Raw genomic sequence first — 16,301 nt, forward strand, 5'->3', positions numbered from 1 at the left:
TCTGAGGCGATCGTGCAAGAGCGCCGCGTTCCGCCACAGGGCCTTGACAGGCTGGTGGTCAAGCCACGGTCGGCCCGGGCAGCACCTCGGTGAGCAGGTCGTCCAGCGTCACGACGCCGACCAGCAGCTCATCGCGGACGACCACGGCGAGCTGCACGCGAGCCCGTCGCATCCTCTCGAGCGCCTCGAAGGCGCCGTCTTCGGGAGCGACGGTCATCGGCGGCCGAGCCACCGTGAGCGCCGGCGTCGTGGCATCCGCTGTCAGTGTGTCGCGCACGTGCGCGACCGCGCAGTCGGGTCCGTCGCCGACGAGGATGCGCAGATGTCCGGATGCCGCGGCCGCCGCCTGCACGTCGGCGACGGTCGCCGTCGTCGGGACGCTGGTCAGCGCCCGCCCTTCGCGGACGATCTCGCCGATCGTCAACGTGCCCAGCGAGATCGCGTGCGCGATCGGCGCCGAATACTCGGTGGCGAGCGTGCCGGCCTCCTCGGAGTGGGCGACCAGCTGGCGGAGGGTGTCGACGTCCTGACCGCCTGCGGCGGCCTTCTCGACCGGCTCGACACCTGACGCCTTGACGAGACGGTTCGCGATGCGGTTGATCCACAGCAGGAAGGGACGCAGCGGCCAGGTCATCGCGCGGGCCAGGATCGACGTCGCCTTGGCGGCTGTCTCGGGGTGTGCGATCGCCCACGACTTCGGAGCCATCTCGCCGATGACCAGGTGCAGGAACGTGACCAGGATCAGCGCCAGCATGAACGCGATGATGTCGGCGGCGACGTAGGGCAGGCCCCACTGCTCGAACAGCGGCGAGAGCGCGTAGTCGATCGCGGGCTTGGTGATCGCACCCAGCAGGAACGTGCACACCGTGATGCCCAGCTGCGCGAACGCCAGCATGACCGTGAGCTCGTTCATGCCGCGCAGGGCGGCGCGTGCGGAGGCGCTGCGGTCGGCCTCGGCCTCGAGGCGGTGCCGGCGTGCGGCGAGCAGGGCGAACTCGACGATCACGAAGAACGCGCTGGCGACGATCAGCAGGATCGTGACGAGGGTGACCATCCACCAGCTCATCGGGTCACCTCCCCTGCATCGTCGGCATCCGATCGGTCGGCGTCGCCACCGTCGACCTGATCGCCGTCGATCTCGTGCAGCACCACTTCGACGCTCGAGGGCACGTGCCGCGCGATCTCGCGCACCGTCACATCGAGCCAGCGCTCGATGTGCAGGCCCTGCACGGCCTCGCCGGCCTTCTCGGGCAGTGGAATGCGCACGACGGTTCCTTCCGCGGGAAGGTCGCCGTGGGTGCTGACGACAAGACCGGCGATGGTCTCGGCGTCTTCGCGGGAGAGCTCGTGGCCGATGAGGCGCTCGATCTCGTCGAGGTGCACGTCGCCGGGGACGATCCAGCCCTCGTCGTCGGTGGCGACGATCTCGACGACGTCGAGATCGTGTTCGTCGGAGAGCTCGCCGATGACCTCTTCGGTCAGATCCTCGATGGTGAGGATGCCGTCGAAGTTGCCGTACTCGTCGACGACGCAGGCCAGTTCGTTGCGGGACTGCTGCATGCGCTGCAGTGCCACGGGCAGCTGCATCGACGTGGGCAGGACGACGGCGGGGCGCATCACGGCTGCGACCGTCTCGTCGTCGCCGCGGTCACCGCGGTCGCCGCGCAGCAGGTCGATGAGATCGATCACGCCGACGGGCTCGTCCTCGTCGCCGATCACGGGGTATCGCGTGTGGCCGGTGGCCATGAGCGCGCGTACCTCGCCGATCGTGGTGTCGGGCGAGACGGTGTCGACGCGGGAGCGGGGCACCATCGCGTGCTCGACGTCGCGCTCGGGGAAGTCGAGGATGCGGTCGATGATCACCGAGAGGTCGTCGGGCAGGTCTCCGCTGATCCTGGACTCCTCGACGATGGCTTCCAGGTCGCGGGCCGTCGCGCTCTCGTCGACGTCTTCGAGCGGTTCGATGCGCACCAGGCGCAGCAGGGCGTTGGCGGCCATGTCGAACAGGGTGATCAGCCAGCCGAAGGCGATCAGGTAGATGCGGGTGGGGAGCGCCAGCGCGCGAGCGAGGGGCTCGGGGCTCGCGATCGCGTAGTTCTTCGGGTACAGCTCGCCGAAGATCATGGTGACGACGGTCGCCAGCAGCAGGGCTCCGACGGTGCCGATCGCGATCGATACGGCGGGAGGGATGCCGATACCGCCGAGCAGCGTGCCGAGCGATGCGCCGATGAGCGGCTCGGCGACGTACCCGATCAGCAGGCCGGTCACGGTGATGCCGAGCTGCGCGCCCGACAGCATGAACGAGGTGCGCTTGGTGATCGCGAGCACGCGCCCGGCCTGGACGTCACCCTTGGCGGCCAGCGCGGCCATCCGCGACCGGTCGACCGACATGTACGCGAACTCCTGGGCGACGAAGAATCCGCAGGCCGCGATGATCATGAGAGTCAGCAGCGTGCCCAGCAGCAGCGTGAGCGCGGCTTCCCACATCAGTGTTCACCCCCTCGGTGCTCGAGGGGGGAGGGCGCTCGGCCCTCCGAATCAGGAGAACTGGTGCGGTGTCTCAATGCGGTCTTTCTCATGGAGTGACAGGGCACGACCAGAATAGGGCTCTTTGCCATCGGCCGGCTGTGAGATCGGAAGTCGGTGACCGCGGTTCGGCCGAGGGCACTGTGGAATAGTCGAAGCGGACGGGAGCGGATGGGCATGACGCCACCGACCCAAAGGGGCTCGACCGCACGCCACGGCCGGAACTCACATCGGCGAACGAGCGCCACGTCGACCGCGTCGTCGCCGGCCGCCCCCTGACGTTGCTCGGGGCGTGGGGCACGCTCATCACATCGCGGCCCTACCTGCAGGACCTGCTCCGCGGCATCCTGACGATGACGTCAGCATCGGGATGCGACTGGGTGTCATTGGGTGAGCCGACGAAGCACGGGCATCCGCGACACCCGCTGTATCAACCCGCGACCGCACCGCTGCAGCCGTTCGACGTCGGACGCTACACCGCTGTCGCTCGACCCGCTGGGCGCGCTCGGTAGGCGGGCCTCCTCGCGGCTGTCATGATGGTCGCATGCTCGCCGCGCTTCTGATCCTGGGGGCGTCGATCGTGATCGCGGCGAGTGCGGCGCTCATCGCGATCGGCGTCGTCATCGTGCGAGCGCGACGTCAACACCCATAGCGGGCTCATGATGCGTACGGCGTCTGCCGCCTCGTCCACGATCGAGCGGGTCACGGCCGATGCGGTCGATCACCGCGGCGCACAACGGGCTCACCGTTCGCCCGAACAACGGTGAAGGCTTCACTTCGAACGGCTGTGGATTCTGGGGGCCTGTCAAGTAGTGCCGGCCGTCGACAGGCAACAAGCCCCATCGCTCGGCGGCAATCGAGCCGAGTAGCGCGATGGTGGAGTGGCTCATGCAACATTTGTGTCCCGAACTGGATACAAAAGCTGCGGGCACTCGGTGTAACGGACCGTTGCACGAATGGTCCAGTGGATCGCTGGACTACTGCGGAGAATTCGCCAACGGGACGTTGGAGATTTGTCCAGCAGGCTGCTGGATCCTCTCAGGAACCCTATCGTGGGCGTCACTCGGCTCGGTGGGTGGGCCGTTCTGCGATGAGCGATCGCAATGATGTGGTGACGGTGACCCACTTCAGGGCCGTCGGCGAGATCCAGCCGGCCAGGTCGAGGGCGAGCTGAAGATCCCTACCGAGGTCACGCTGATGGATCGGCTCATGGTGGGCGGCTCGGTTCCGCACGTAGTTGAGCTGCTGCATCCCGAAGGCCACGTCCTTCTGCCTTGTGCGGAGATCCGGATGCCCGAAGGGAAAAGCGGCATGGGTTGAGGGGACCCAGAGCGAGGTCAGATAGCGGGATTCCACCAGGTAGCGCCAGAACCCGAGGGAGAGCTCTGCGACGACGCGACCGTGTACCTCATCACGCTTTCCTTTGCGTGTTGCCCGGTCGCGCGCCTGTCGGAGGTCCTTGAGTCCTCGAGCATCGACGGGAATCGTATCGAGCCAGGATGCTCCAGCCCGCTTCCGCTGCGCCCAATCGCGCAGCTGTGCGTCGAGCGCGTTTCGCGTGATCACTTCGACCATCGACGTCAGCTCCATGACGCTGGCGGCAGCGCGCATGTTCCATTCGTAGAGTTTGAACGCGTCGGTCGTCGTGCCTTTGGTGGCGCGAACGTACGAACCGAGGCGCTCGGCGGTGACGAGGGGGAGGAGCGCGTCGTAGTCCTCAGGCGTCAGGATGCCGGCTCGGTTGACATTCAGGACCCTGGTCGTAGGCTTGTTCAGGAAGACCCCGGAACGATCACTGGCAATGGCCACATCGCCGGGGTTTCGTCTTGCGCGGTACCGTGAGCCAGCTCGTCGTACCGTCCGGAAGACTGCCGGCTCCGAGGGCTACTGCCCGCCGCCAACTCGAGGTTACAGTGCGTCTCCGACAGCGTCAGCGACCTCGATGCCGGCACAAGACCGGCACACGCTCCACGAGCAGCGCGTTCTCGTCTCGCTTCGCGGGCTCTGCGACCGAGCGAGCGAAGCGCGTTTCGTCTCGCTTCGCTCGCTCAACGACCGGGAGAGGCGGTGCGTTCTCGTCTCGCTTCGCGGGCTCTGCGACCGAGGGAGCGAAGCGCGTTTCGTCTCGCTTCGCTCGCTCAACGACCGGGACCCACGAGGACAAAGCAAAACCCCCGCGATGTAGAAGCTACGCGAGGGTTTCTGGGATCACTGTAATGATGATCCTTGTGGCTCCGACCGGCATCGATCCGGTGACCTTTCGATTATGAGTTTCGGTCTATCAAGGGTTTCTGCGGACTTGCAGAATCTTCGTTCAGCCCTGATCAGCGTTGCTTTTCGCAATCACGCCTTGTTGGACAGTGTCGCTGTTTATGCGGAATAGATGCGGAGTAACGGGGGAGTCAGTGATGACGCACCGTCGGTGTCCGAACGACCGCGACCTCGGCGGGCATCAATGATGCAATCAGCGTCTAGTGGCGCAGGAAGCCAGTGCGCCCGGTGACGAGCGCGAGTGCTGTGGCGCGTTAGAAAGCCGGAACTTGTCCTTCTCGAGCAACGCAAGTACAAGCTCACCGCGAGGTTGGCGCTGGTCCAGGCGCTGGCCTCGCCAAGATCCGTCTGCATTGCGAACAGCCGTGCGCCGGGCGCCAAAATGGCACCTCCCGGCAGCGACAACCGGTCGCGGCCGCCCGCGGCCGCGTCGTTCAGGAGGACCCGTCCGGTCGGTCCGTTTTCGCGGACTTCAACTTGGGCGCTCGGCAGGGCGCCCTCAAGGAGAAGCGTTCGGCTCCAACTCGAGACGGGGCCGATGGTTCGCGGAGTGCATAGCGGCATGGCGCTTCTCCTGCCATCGCGAGGCGGGCTTGCCGTAGCCCAAAAAACACGCTTCGATGGCACGAACTTCTACACCATGCAGATGGCGATACAGATCCCCACCCCTACGGACACCGCCCGGGTGCATAGGACTCAAACAGCATGCTCTTTGCCTGCCACGTGTCGCTCCCACAGCTGCAGCCCACGTCGTCAGCACAAAGCCATTACATGACGCCGCCGACGTATCGGGCGACATTGACAGGCCGATTGCCGATCTGGCAGCACCGGAGGCTCTCTCGCGCGCGTCACGCGCTTCGAGCAGCAGTTCGAGGACGTCATCAGGATTTTGAACACCGGGGACGGCAACCTGAAGGTCCATGCCGTCCACGCCGACGAGGACCACCATGAACTCACCAGAGCTCGCCGAGCCCCGGACAGAAACTCGTCACCCTGCGCGCATGACCGAGGCCACCGCTATGCTCTGGCCATGGCACTCAAGTACCTTGGCGGCACCCTCCCTTCGTTTGGCGTATATGCGATTGTGTCTGGGATGATCTCGCGGATTCCGACCGGGACCTGGGAGCTGAACGCAGAGACCGTCGAATCAGTCGACATTGCCGGCGCTGGCAAAGAGTACAACTATGCAGCCGGTGGGGCGGGGATGATGGCCGGAGCAATTGTCGCGGGCCCGGTGGGAATGCTGGTCGGAGGATTGGCGCCGAAAGCGTTCAAGAAAGATGTCGTCCAGTTCGTCATCCGCTTCCGGGACGGCAATGTCGCCCACTTCGCCGGGTCTCCGGGTGACTACAAACGAGCGTTGAAATCTTCCTATAGGCCGACGCTGGCCACATCCCAGCCCATGCAAGCAGACGCAGCTGATACCTCAGAGAAGTCAGAGGTCGAGAAGTTGCGCGAAGAGGTGGCGGCCCTGCGTTCAGCTCAGCAGCGGCCATCGGCACCGTTGTCGAAGGAGCCGGGGTCGGCGCCAGTATCGAAGGAACCCAAGCCTGCGCCGGTGCCGAAGGAACCCAAGCCTGCGCCGGTGCCGAAGGAACGCAAGCCACCATCTCGCGTGTGGTTTGAGGACTTCCCGGCGCCATCGTTCGAGCCACCAGTAGATGGCGAGAGCACAGAGGAGAAAAGGCGCCGCGAGTCTGTGAACAAGAAGCAGCGCAAGGCGTACTTGGCGGCCTTGAAAGAGCACAGGAAGCGGTTCGAACGGGAGATCCGCAAGAGCACCATGAATCCGGTGAAGCGGTTTGAAATGATCTCAGAAATGCACACGGAGTACTTCGAGCTCCAAAAGCCCTAGAACACCTCTCGACCACTCTGACCTCACCGCACGAAGCGGCCCACACGGCGCTGAACCGTCATCTACTGGAGTGACATCACCTGTCAGTACTCGAAGAAGCTGCTGATGGTGACGGCGACCTCGACCGCGCCACTCAGTAGTGCTTCAGGATGTACTTCCATGCCGACGCCATCGGCTCGCCGGTGCGCGGCAGACCGTACCTCTTGAAGAGGGCGTTCAGCTCACGCTTGATCGCCTTCATGGAACCCTCCTGTGACGTCCACTGCGGGTGCACGGCGTGGTTGACCAGCTGGTCGACAGTCTTAGCCACTTCACTGACGAGCACTGTCATGCCCGACCTCATAGGATTCTCCCGGCGCACGGACGTGTCGGTGCTCGTCCAGGCGGCCATTGCGCACGCGCAGTTCGAGACCATTCACCCGTTCCCCGACGGCAACGGACGAACAGGACGTGGGTTCTTGCAGAGCATGCTGCGCCGCGGCCGGCTGACACGGAACGTGGCGGTGTCCGTGTCGGCGGGGCTGCTGCACAAGCTGGCGGACTCCTTCGATGCGCTCGAGGACTACCGCCAGGGCAACCCCGAATCGATCGTCAGAGCAGTGGCAGAGGCGGCGTTCGCGGCAGTGGGCAACGGCAGACGACTGGTCCCAGACATCCAGACCATCGCTCAGCGCTGGGACACGATGCCACCGCCCGCCGCGACGCGTCCGTGCACCGTGTGAAGGAGTAGCTCCTTCGCCAGCCGGTCGTTAGCGCCAGGAGCATCACTGCTGAGCTGGAGATCAGCGATGTTGCCGCGCATAATGCTATCGACCGCCTCGTTGACGCCGGCGTGCTCACGCAGATCAGCTCCGGGCGTCGCAACCGCATTTGGCAGGCGACCGAGCTCCTCGCGGCTCTGGACACCTTCGGTGCCCGCGCTCGGCGGCGGCGGCGCTGATACACGGCGCTGTAGTGCAGCCGCCGCGCAGGTGGAGTGACGAGATGGCTTCCATCCCGCGCATGACCGTGCTCTCTGTGAGGGAGCACACCACGCAACTGGACTCCTTCGTGCTAGGTCAAGCCCCGCGGAGTGGTGTAACTCGGTGTCCTTCGTTTTGATGGGTCAGGCGCTGAGTTCGAGGACAGGCCGGTCGATCGCCTCCGCTTCCGCATCGGTATCGGTATCGGTGTCGGTCTCGAGGGTGAGGCGGGGCTTGGCGAGGATGTCGAGGCCGAGGTGGCGGCGTCCTTCTGCCCATTCGTCGGTCTGCTCGGCGAGGACGACGCCGACGAGGCGGACGATCACGTCACGGTTCGGGAAGACCCCGACGCTGTCGGTGCGGCGGCGGATCTCCCTGTTGAGGCGCTCGTTGGGGGTGTTGAACCAGACCTGCGACCAGAGCACTCGGGAGAGAAAGCAAGAACCCCGCAGCCTGTCGGCTTGGCGCGGACGAGCTCGCCAACACGACGCTGGTAAAGTTACCAATGTCCGACCTGCTTGGTAAAGTTACCAGAATGCGAGACGCGCTCGACAACCCGTTCAATCCCGGATCCGATGTCATCCCGGCAGTGTGGGCGGGGCGGACATCACAGCTGAGCGACTGGCGCGACGTCCTGCGACCACGACGCATCGCCGGTCTGTACGAGCGGGGTCGCACCATCCTCGGCGAGCCGGGGCTCGGCAAGTCCACGCTCGTGCGCCGGATCGCCAAGGACGCCGCAGCCGCCGGCGACTGGGTGACCGACCAGCTGAGAGTCCCCTCCGGTGCCGACCCGCTCAAGCTCGTCGCCAGTGCCCTCCTCAAGCTGGCCGATGCCGCAGGTCTTCCGGCATCCAGAGAGCACCGGATCGCGGATGCGCTCTCCAGGGTCCAGGCTGTCGCCGTCTCGGGCGTAGGGCTCACCCTGCGCGACCGGGAAGGGCCCGAGCCCCACTCGGCTCTGACGGACCTCCTCGTAGAGATCGGCACCGCCGCTGCCCGGCGGGGGGACGTCATGGTTCTCATCCACATCGACGAGGTGCAGAACATCACCGACGGCGAGGCGCTCTCTCAGTTGCTCATCGCCCTGGGAGACGCGATCATCCACGAGATCACCGTCGATGTCCCCGGCGGCAGGATCAAGCGCAATCTCCCCATCGCGGTCTACCTCACTGGCCTCCCCGACTTCGAGGACATGGCGAAGGCCCGCAAGGTCGCCACCTTCGCCCGCCGGTTCAAGACGGAAACGCTCGAGCCTCTCAGTGATGACGACCTCTCCGCTGCCCTCCAGGAGTTCGTCCTGCAAGGGTGGGAGGTCTCGGACGGGGCCGGCGGCACCGTCCGCATCCACATGGAGCAGAAGGCCGCAACCGCGATCGTCGACCTGTGCCGTGGGGAGCCGTTCCTGTTCCAGCTCGCCGGCGAGCAGGCTTGGTACGCCGACACGACCCAGACCATCACGGTCGACGACGTCCGTCGCGGATGGCGCACCGCAAGGCGCGAGGCCACCGCCCACATCGAGCGCATCCTCGATCGGCTCCCGGGACGGGAGAAGCAGTTCGTCGAAGCCATGGCCGCCCTCCCTCCGCAGGAGCGCACCCTGAGCCGTATCGCCGAGGCGATGGGGCTCAGCAAGGCCACCGATGCCGGTACCACGTCGCAGCGCTTGGACCGCGAACGCGGCATCATCGACCGCGGCCGGCTCTACACGTTCCGGCACAGAGCGCTGGAGGCGTATCTGACCAGCGACTGGCCGGAGGTCTGAGCCATGGAGCTCGCCATCACATCGCCCGTCCGACCCGGTGCGCTGAAGCCCCGCAGCGTCCACTCCGCCTGTCGTCAGGCCCACATAATGGGAGGTATCCAATGACGCTGGTCGCTGAGGAGCTCATCGTGAAGTCGCGACACCGCGTGAAGACCTACGGCGAGGTGTTCACCCCGCGCTACATGGTCGATCAAATGCTCGACCTGGTCGCAGACGAGCTCGAAGACGGCCCCGACTTCGTCGACAAGACCTTCCTGGAGCCGGCGGCCGGGGATGGCAACTTCCTGGTCGCGATCCTGCAGCGCAAGCTCAACGCCATCGCCAGGGCTTACCCTTCAGACCAGTGGCGTGAGACGACCCTGTTCGCCCTCGCTTCGATCTACGGGATCGAGCTGCTCGAGGACAACCACCAGGACGCCAAGGACTCGATGCTGGAGGCGTTCGTGGGCTTCCACGAAGACCACGACATCCCCTGCACGCCTGACACAGACCTGTATCGCGCTGCGGCGTTCCTGATCGACGCGAACATCATCCGGGGGAACACGCTCACCGGCCTTGACTGGCAGGGAGACGATATCCAGTTCTCCTGGTGGCACCGCGTGCCCGGCAAGCCCGATATGGTGCAGCGAGAGCCCTTCACACTCGCATCGATGCGCAGTGAGGGCTTCGACTTCACGGTCTACGACCACTACGAGGCGTGCCGTATCGATCGGGTTCACGAGGGGATCAGCAGCGTTGCCTAAGCCGACCATCAAGACATTCAGCGAAGTCACACCGCTGATCTACTCCTGGACGACGCCGGATGTCCCGAAGTACGACGGCTGGGAGAAGATCGGGTACACCGAGCAGGAGACCGCCGATGCGCGCATCGCACAGCAGGCGTCCCAGATGTCGGTCGAGAAGGTCAAGCTCTGGTCGCGCAGGGCGCTGTTCACCTCTGAGGCCGGCGGCGCGTTCACTGACGTCGAGTTCCACGCGTTCCTCAAGCAGCACGGCATCGAGCGCGAGACGACCCCCAAGCGCACGGAGTGGCACCGCTTCGAGGGCGCGGCGAAGAGCTCGCTGGAGTACTTCAACGACTTCGCCGGCCAGGACTACACCGGGCTGTCGAAGTCAGACGATCCGAGCGACTACCAGCTGCGTCCCGAGCAGCAGGCCGCTGTCGACCTGGCTGTGCGCGCCTTCGGCGACGACCACGACGCCGTGCTCTGGAACGCCAAGCCGCGCTTCGGCAAGACGCTGACCACCTACCACCTCATGCGGACGCTCGAGCTTCAGAAGGTGCTCATCGTCACCAACCGCCCCGCGATCGCGAACTCCTGGTTCGACGACTTCACCCGCTTCATCGGACACCAGACGACCTACCAGTTCGTCTCCGAATCCCCCTCCCTCGCCAGCAGGTCACCGATGACCCGCGATCAGTGGCGCGCGTTCTCCCTCGAGCACCAGGACGACGATCCCCGCATCGTCGAGTTCGTCTCGCTGCAGGACCTCAAGGGTTCGAAGTACTTCGGCGGCTCCATCGATAAGCTCAAGGAGATCACCGATACGACGTGGGATCTGCTCGTCGTCGACGAAGCGCATGAGGGTGTCGACACCTTCAAGACCGATCTCGCCTTCGAGTACATCAAGCGCGTTCACACTCTGCACCTGTCTGGTACCCCGTTCAAGGCGCTGGCGGCCGGGAAATTCGGCGCCGAGCAGATCTATAACTGGACTTACGAGGACGAGCAGGACGCGCGCGAGAGCTGGGTCGACAATGGCGAAGAGAATCCCTACGCCCGTCTGCCGAAGCTGAACCTCTTCACCTACCAGATGTCCCGGATGATCTCGGACCGCCTAGCCGAGGGCGTCGCCGTCGACGAAGACGACGCGAACATCGACTACGCCTTCGACCTGGGCGAGTTCTTCTCAACGAAGGACACCAACGGCTTCTTCGTCCACGAGGCGGAGATCATCACCTTCCTCGACCGGCTCACGACCAACGAGAAGTACCCCTTCTCCACCCCGGAGCTGCGGGACGAGATCCGGCACTCGTTCTGGCTGCTGGACCGCGTCGCGTCCGCCAAGGCGCTCGAGCGGCTGCTGAAGAAGCACGAGGTGTTCCGGGACTACACGGTGATCCTCGCCGCCGGCGACGGTCGCTCCTTCGACGCGGAGGCCACCGACGCTGCAGCGACGGGTGCTTCCCTCGACAGGGTGCGTTCGGCGATCGCCACAGCAGAAGCCGCCGGCGGCAAGACCATCACCCTGTCGGTCGGCCAGCTGACCACCGGGGTCACCGTGCCCGAGTGGACCGCCGTGATCATGTTGTCGAATATGGCATCTCCGGCCCAGTACATGCAGGCGGCCTTCCGCGCTCAGAACCCCTGTACGTTCGAGCGCTCGGGGCGCCTCTATCAGAAGCAGAACGCCTACATCTTCGACTTCGCCCCTGAGCGCACGCTCACGATCTACGATCAGTTCGCCAGCGACCTCAACCCGCAGCCCACCAGCGATCGCCTGGCCCGCCAGGAGAGCATCCGGACGCTGCTGAACTTCTTCCCCGTGATCGGCGAGGACGCCGAGGGGCAGATGGTCGAACTCGACGCGTCCCAGGTGCTGGCGTTCCCACAGGTGTTCAAGGCCCGCGAGGTCGTGCGCCGCGGGTTCCTCTCGAACCTGCTCTTCGAGAACGTCTCCGGCATCTTCCGCTACTCCGAGCATGTGAAGGCGATCCTCGACAAGCTCCCCACTGCGGAACAGGGCAAGGTCAAAAAGAGCACCCCGATCGACCTTCCTGTGCCCCCGCCCGTCGTGGACGAGACCGGCACCGCGCAGGTCGACTTCGAGATGGTCATCAACCCCAAGGTCGCCGAGCTCGGGCAGCCCGTCTGGAGCATCGAAGACGTGCCGTCCGTGAACCCCGGCGACAAAGCCGCGGTGACAGCGAAGAAGATCGCCACCGCGGTGACCGAGCAGCTGCGCCCCAAGCGCGCAGAGCTCCGAGAGGAGTACGAACTCACCGCGAAACAGGTCGATCGAGACGAGAAGAACACCGAGCAGATCGTGCGTGCCAAGGTGGAGCGCGCCCTCGCGGAGCGCACCATCATGCAGCACCATCTCGATGACGAGATGAAGACAGCAGCCACCGAGGACCAGTTCCACGAGCTCGAGGCCAAGAAGGTCGAGCAGGAGAAGGCCTTCGAGCAGTCTCTGGTCGCGATCTACCAGGAGACCATGGAGTCCGTCGTCCCCGAGGTCGTCGAGCGCGAGGAGCGCAAGAAGGAGCAGAAGCGCGCGAACACCGCCATGGACGACGTGCGCAGCCACCTGCGCGGCTTCGCCAGAACGATCCCGATGTTCCTCATGGCCTACGGCAAGCCCGAGATCCGCCTGTCGAACTTCGACGATCACACCCCCGACGACGTCTTCGAAGAGGTCACCGGGATCACCGAGGAGGAGTTCCGCCTGTTACGCGACGGGCAGACGATCACCGAGCCCGACGGCACGGTCGTCACCATCCCTGGGCTCTTCGATGAGGAGGTCTTCGATCAGTCGATCCAAGAGTTCCTCGCCAAGAAGGCTGAGCTTGCTGACTACTTCGACGATGCGCAGACCGAGGACATCTTCGCCTACATTCCCCAGCAGAAGACATCGCTGGTGTTCACTCCGCCGGCGGTCGTGAAGCTGATGGTCGACACGCTCGAGACGGAGAACCCCGGCATCTTCAGCGATCCGGAGAAGACCTTCGCCGATCTGTTCTCCACCGCAGGTCTCTTCCTCATGGAGATCGTCCGCCGGCTTCACGCCGGTCTCGCCGACGCGATACCCGACGAAGACGTACGGCTCAAGCACATCCTCACCTCGCAGGTGTTCGAGATGAGCCACAACAAGATCCTCCACGAGATCACCCTCCAAGCCGTTTCCGGCGGTGTCCCAGAGCGCAAGGAGTGGATCGAGGCGTCCCGGCATTTCGTCGTGGGTGATCTCTCGACCATGACGGCCGCGGAGCGCGAGAGTGCAATCGACGACATGCTGACGGAAGGGCACTGATCATGGGCAAGAAGTTCGACGTCGTCATCGGGAATCCTCCGTACCAGGAGGAGGCGCAGGGGTCAGGGACCAGGGATACGCCCGTATATCACCGGTTCATGGATGCTGCGTACGAGGTCGGCTCGAAGGTCGTGCTCATCACCCCGGCGCGATTCTTGTTCAACGCCGGCTTCACGCCGAAAGCGTGGAACGAGAAGATGCTTGCCGACCCCCATCTGTCGGTGCCTCACTACGTGCCGAACAGCAACGACCTCTTCCCGGGCACCGACATCAAGGGCGGGATCGCCGTTACCTACTGGGATGAAGAGCGTGACGACGAGCCGATCGACACTTTCACGAGCTACCCGGAGCTCAACGAGATCCTCCACAAGGTGAACGCCACGAACGACGCTTCAATAGCCCCGACTATCACCAGCTCACGCTCATTCCGCTACACCGACGCGCTGTATGACCAACACCCGGAGGCTCAGGCGCTCCGTCCGGACGGAAACGCTGCGCTGGTGAACACGAACACCTTCGAGCAGTTCTCGTTCCTCTATCACGCGGACCATCCTCAGGATGGGCAGGAGTACGTACAGGTTCTAGGCCTAATCAAGAACCGTCGGTTCTCGCGCTGGATCCTCAAGGACTACATCACTGGCCCTGCGAGCTTCAGCAAGTTCAAGGTGGTAGTCACGGCCGCGAATGGTTCCGGCGCTCTCGGTGAGGTGCTTTCCAGCCCCCTTGTCGTTGAGCCGGAGGCCGCCGTCACGCAGACGTTCATCACGATCGGGGCATTCGATGTCGAGGCTCACGCTCAGGCGTGTCTCAAATATGTGAAGACGAAGTTTGCTCGCGCCATGCTCGGTGTCCTGAAGATTACCCAGCACAACCCCGCCAAGGTCTGGAAGTACGTCCCCCTGCAGGACTTCACGACGTCCTCCGACATCGACTGGGCTAAATCCGTCCCGGAGATCGATCAGCAGCTATACACCAAGTACGGGCTCGACGAAGCAGAGATCGCGTTCATCGAGGACAAGATCAAGCCAATGGAGTGAGGTCGCCTGACATCTGCTAAGTCCCGCGTGAGGAGCAGCCGATGCCGAACATGGCAGGAGGTAGAGGCATTCACCGTCCCGTTACGGGCGATGGGTTTTAGGTTCGACTTCTAATCGTCTCTCCTCTTCCAGCGACGCCAGAACGGAGTTCGGGTTGTCTCAATATCGTCCGATGCGGCCGGTGTCGTGACCTGCGCGTTCTCTGGCTCCGCGGTCTCGATCTCGGTTTCGGTGGGAAGGTGCGCGTTGCGGGGCTGACCGCCTTCGGGTGTTAAGTTGATCCTCCCTCCAGTTGTGGGTCCCACCGCTTCCAGAAACTCGCGGAAGCCCGGCTTAGGGCGGTAGGTCAGATACTTGGGCCCGGGATCGTTGCCGTCGCGCTTAATCTGATCTCGCCGCCACCAGATCGCCCATTGCACTTCGCGGAGCACAACCTCCGCCAGCGCCATGAGGTACGGCGCACCGGCCGCCGCCTGTTCGGAGGTCAGCTGGGCGTTCTCATCGACCCCGAGGACCCGCTTCTGATGGGCAACAGCCGCTTGATTGAGTGGCGTGTTCGCAGCCTCGGCGGCGGCGTGAGAGATCTCGGCTGTCGATGCCATTGGATCGGGATACTCCACACCCCAGCGCGCACCAAAGCTCTCAGCCCAGCGGAGATCATCAGGTTCGAGTTCGGTCACCTCGTCATTGTGTCAGCAGCCAGCGTTGCCTGCCCAACGGAGGCGTCCGCGAGGCCACGAAGCACAGGATGCAATGATGGGCCTGTGATTGATCTCGATCCCGAAGATGACGAATGGGCACGGGGCTTTGGCGCGTACTTCGGATGCTGGCTTCCGGATCCGCACACCTATGCTCGACACACGAGTGAACCCTTCATCGAGCTCGCGAGCGCGGCGCTGAACAAGGTCGCATTGGCGCACACACGTCGTCGATACAGACTCACTCCCGAGCAGACGGTCTCAGAAGAGCAGATCGAGGATGATGGTCCCTACCTCTACGCGCTAGCGTATACCGCGCTGGTAGAGGCGCAGTTCGCTGTTTGGTGGCGGAACGAGAAAATCAACGAGTGGTACGGGCTGCCTGAGCGCAAGCGTAAAGGAACTCCACCGGATCCAGGCGTGTTGTATCTGGAGGTGTGCGACGACCCCGCGCTCAGGGAGATCCTTACCGGCTTCGCCCTACCATCACCAGGTCATCTGCAGATTCGTGACGTTCTGGGTGAACTAGTCGAGCTCCCTTACGATGAGGCTGACGCAGAAATTGAAGCCTGGCACGACGCAATGGATACCGCGAGAAGCCTGGTGCCCGAGCGCGAGGATGATTGGGCCGACCCATTGTCGCTTCTCGAAGAGTACTCAGCCGCACTCGCGGCGAAAAAGCAACAGCCCGACGCCGACGCGACGCTCCGCACCCATCCCAAGCCCGCTCCTCAACCGTACGGAGTCTCTCACGAGGGAGCGGAGCTTCTCGTAGCCGACTGGATGCGGCATCTGGATGAGCTCGACTCGACGGTCACTCGCTTCAGCGGCGATGGCGGCGTAGACGTCGAGAGCGCACGTTTCGTTGCTCAGGTCAAGAACCTGAATCGCCGATCGACCGTCGAGTTCCGAGACATCCGCGATCTCCACGGCGTCGCTTCAGTCCGTTCGAAGGGTGGCCTGCTCTTCACCAGTGCCGGCGTCACGGAACAGGGTCTGCAGTTTGCCGCCGCGGCAGGGATCGCATTGTTCCGGTATGATGCGGTGAACGGGACGTTGTCTGGACTCAACGAACTCGCTCGTGATGCAATCGCGAAGGGACTACCCGAAGCGTTCTCTTTCAGCTGAGCGCACACCCGGAGGCAGCTATCG

The 16,301-nt window shown here is 64.2% G+C and carries 12 protein-coding genes and 2 pseudogenes; 8 read left to right on the forward strand and 6 right to left on the reverse strand.

Features of this window, described 5'->3' with window-relative positions:
• Positions 1-58 precede the first annotated feature (58 nt).
• Both WDU99_RS13755 and WDU99_RS13760 read right to left on the reverse strand, forming a co-directional pair.
• Complete coding sequence (locus WDU99_RS13755) at positions 59-1,066, reverse strand: CNNM domain-containing protein (RefSeq protein WP_337333027.1); 1,008 nt, start codon at positions 1,064-1,066, stop codon at positions 59-61.
• Entirely contained in the window at positions 1,063-2,487 is a 1,425-nt protein-coding gene (locus WDU99_RS13760; RefSeq protein ID WP_337333028.1) for a hemolysin family protein, read from the reverse strand. Before WDU99_RS13760 ends, WDU99_RS13755 begins: the two co-directional genes overlap by 4 nt.
• Before the next feature lie 233 nt (positions 2,488-2,720).
• Here WDU99_RS13760 and WDU99_RS17285 point away from each other — a divergent pair.
• Positions 2,721-3,038: pseudogene (locus WDU99_RS17285) on the forward strand (DUF1643 domain-containing protein); the annotation flags it as partial.
• A 547-nt stretch (positions 3,039-3,585) separates the two neighbouring features.
• Here the strand turns inward: WDU99_RS17285 and WDU99_RS13765 are convergent.
• Entirely contained in the window at positions 3,586-4,335 is a 750-nt protein-coding gene (locus tag WDU99_RS13765) for a hypothetical protein (RefSeq protein WP_337333029.1), read from the reverse strand.
• A 1,492-nt stretch (positions 4,336-5,827) separates the two neighbouring features.
• Between WDU99_RS13765 and WDU99_RS13770 the strand changes: the two genes are divergently transcribed.
• Positions 5,828-6,652, forward strand: coding sequence for a hypothetical protein (locus tag WDU99_RS13770; RefSeq protein ID WP_337333030.1), 825 nt, complete (start codon positions 5,828-5,830; stop codon positions 6,650-6,652).
• A 133-nt stretch (positions 6,653-6,785) separates the two neighbouring features.
• On the opposite strand, the gene WDU99_RS13775 is transcribed toward WDU99_RS13770, so the two are convergent.
• Positions 6,786-6,983: a hypothetical protein gene (locus tag WDU99_RS13775; protein ID WP_337333031.1), complete on the reverse strand. Its 198-nt coding sequence runs from the start codon at positions 6,981-6,983 to the stop codon at positions 6,786-6,788.
• On the opposite strand from WDU99_RS13775, the gene WDU99_RS13780 reads away from it, so the two are divergent.
• Complete coding sequence (locus tag WDU99_RS13780; protein ID WP_337333032.1) at positions 6,982-7,374, forward strand: Fic family protein; 393 nt, start codon at positions 6,982-6,984, stop codon at positions 7,372-7,374. The genes WDU99_RS13775 and WDU99_RS13780 overlap by 2 nt on opposite strands.
• Before the next feature lie 383 nt (positions 7,375-7,757).
• Here the strand turns inward: WDU99_RS13780 and WDU99_RS13785 are convergent.
• Positions 7,758-8,003, reverse strand: a pseudogene (locus tag WDU99_RS13785) (transposase); the annotation flags it as partial.
• 146 nt (positions 8,004-8,149) lie between these two features.
• Here WDU99_RS13785 and WDU99_RS13790 point away from each other — a divergent pair.
• The 4 genes from WDU99_RS13790 to WDU99_RS13805 all read left to right on the forward strand — a co-directional run bounded on the left by WDU99_RS13790 (position 8,150) and on the right by WDU99_RS13805 (position 14,451).
• Positions 8,150-9,379 (forward strand): AAA family ATPase, encoded by a 1,230-nt coding sequence (locus WDU99_RS13790; protein WP_337333033.1) that lies wholly within the window; start codon positions 8,150-8,152, stop codon positions 9,377-9,379.
• Positions 9,380-9,480: 101 nt separating this feature from the next.
• On the forward strand, positions 9,481-10,122 hold the full coding sequence (locus WDU99_RS13795) for a DNA methyltransferase family protein (RefSeq protein ID WP_337333034.1): 642 nt from the start codon (positions 9,481-9,483) through the stop codon (positions 10,120-10,122).
• Positions 10,115-13,414, forward strand: coding sequence for a DEAD/DEAH box helicase (locus WDU99_RS13800; RefSeq protein WP_337333035.1), 3,300 nt, complete (start codon positions 10,115-10,117; stop codon positions 13,412-13,414). Before WDU99_RS13795 ends, WDU99_RS13800 begins: the two co-directional genes overlap by 8 nt.
• Positions 13,415-13,416: 2 nt before the next feature.
• Positions 13,417-14,451, forward strand: a complete 1,035-nt coding sequence (locus WDU99_RS13805) for an Eco57I restriction-modification methylase domain-containing protein (protein WP_337333036.1) — start codon at positions 13,417-13,419, stop codon at positions 14,449-14,451.
• Positions 14,452-14,561: 110 nt separating this feature from the next.
• Here the strand turns inward: WDU99_RS13805 and WDU99_RS13810 are convergent, their stop codons facing one another.
• Complete coding sequence (locus WDU99_RS13810) at positions 14,562-15,131, reverse strand: hypothetical protein (RefSeq protein ID WP_337333037.1); 570 nt, start codon at positions 15,129-15,131, stop codon at positions 14,562-14,564.
• Positions 15,132-15,215: 84 nt separating this feature from the next.
• Between WDU99_RS13810 and WDU99_RS13815 the strand changes: the two genes are divergently transcribed.
• Entirely contained in the window at positions 15,216-16,277 is a 1,062-nt protein-coding gene (locus WDU99_RS13815; RefSeq protein WP_337333038.1) for a restriction endonuclease, read from the forward strand.
• Positions 16,278-16,301 lie beyond the last annotated feature (24 nt).

This window comes from Microbacterium bandirmense, from assembly GCF_037204185.1.
GTDB lineage: Bacteria > Actinomycetota > Actinomycetes > Actinomycetales > Microbacteriaceae > Microbacterium > Microbacterium bandirmense.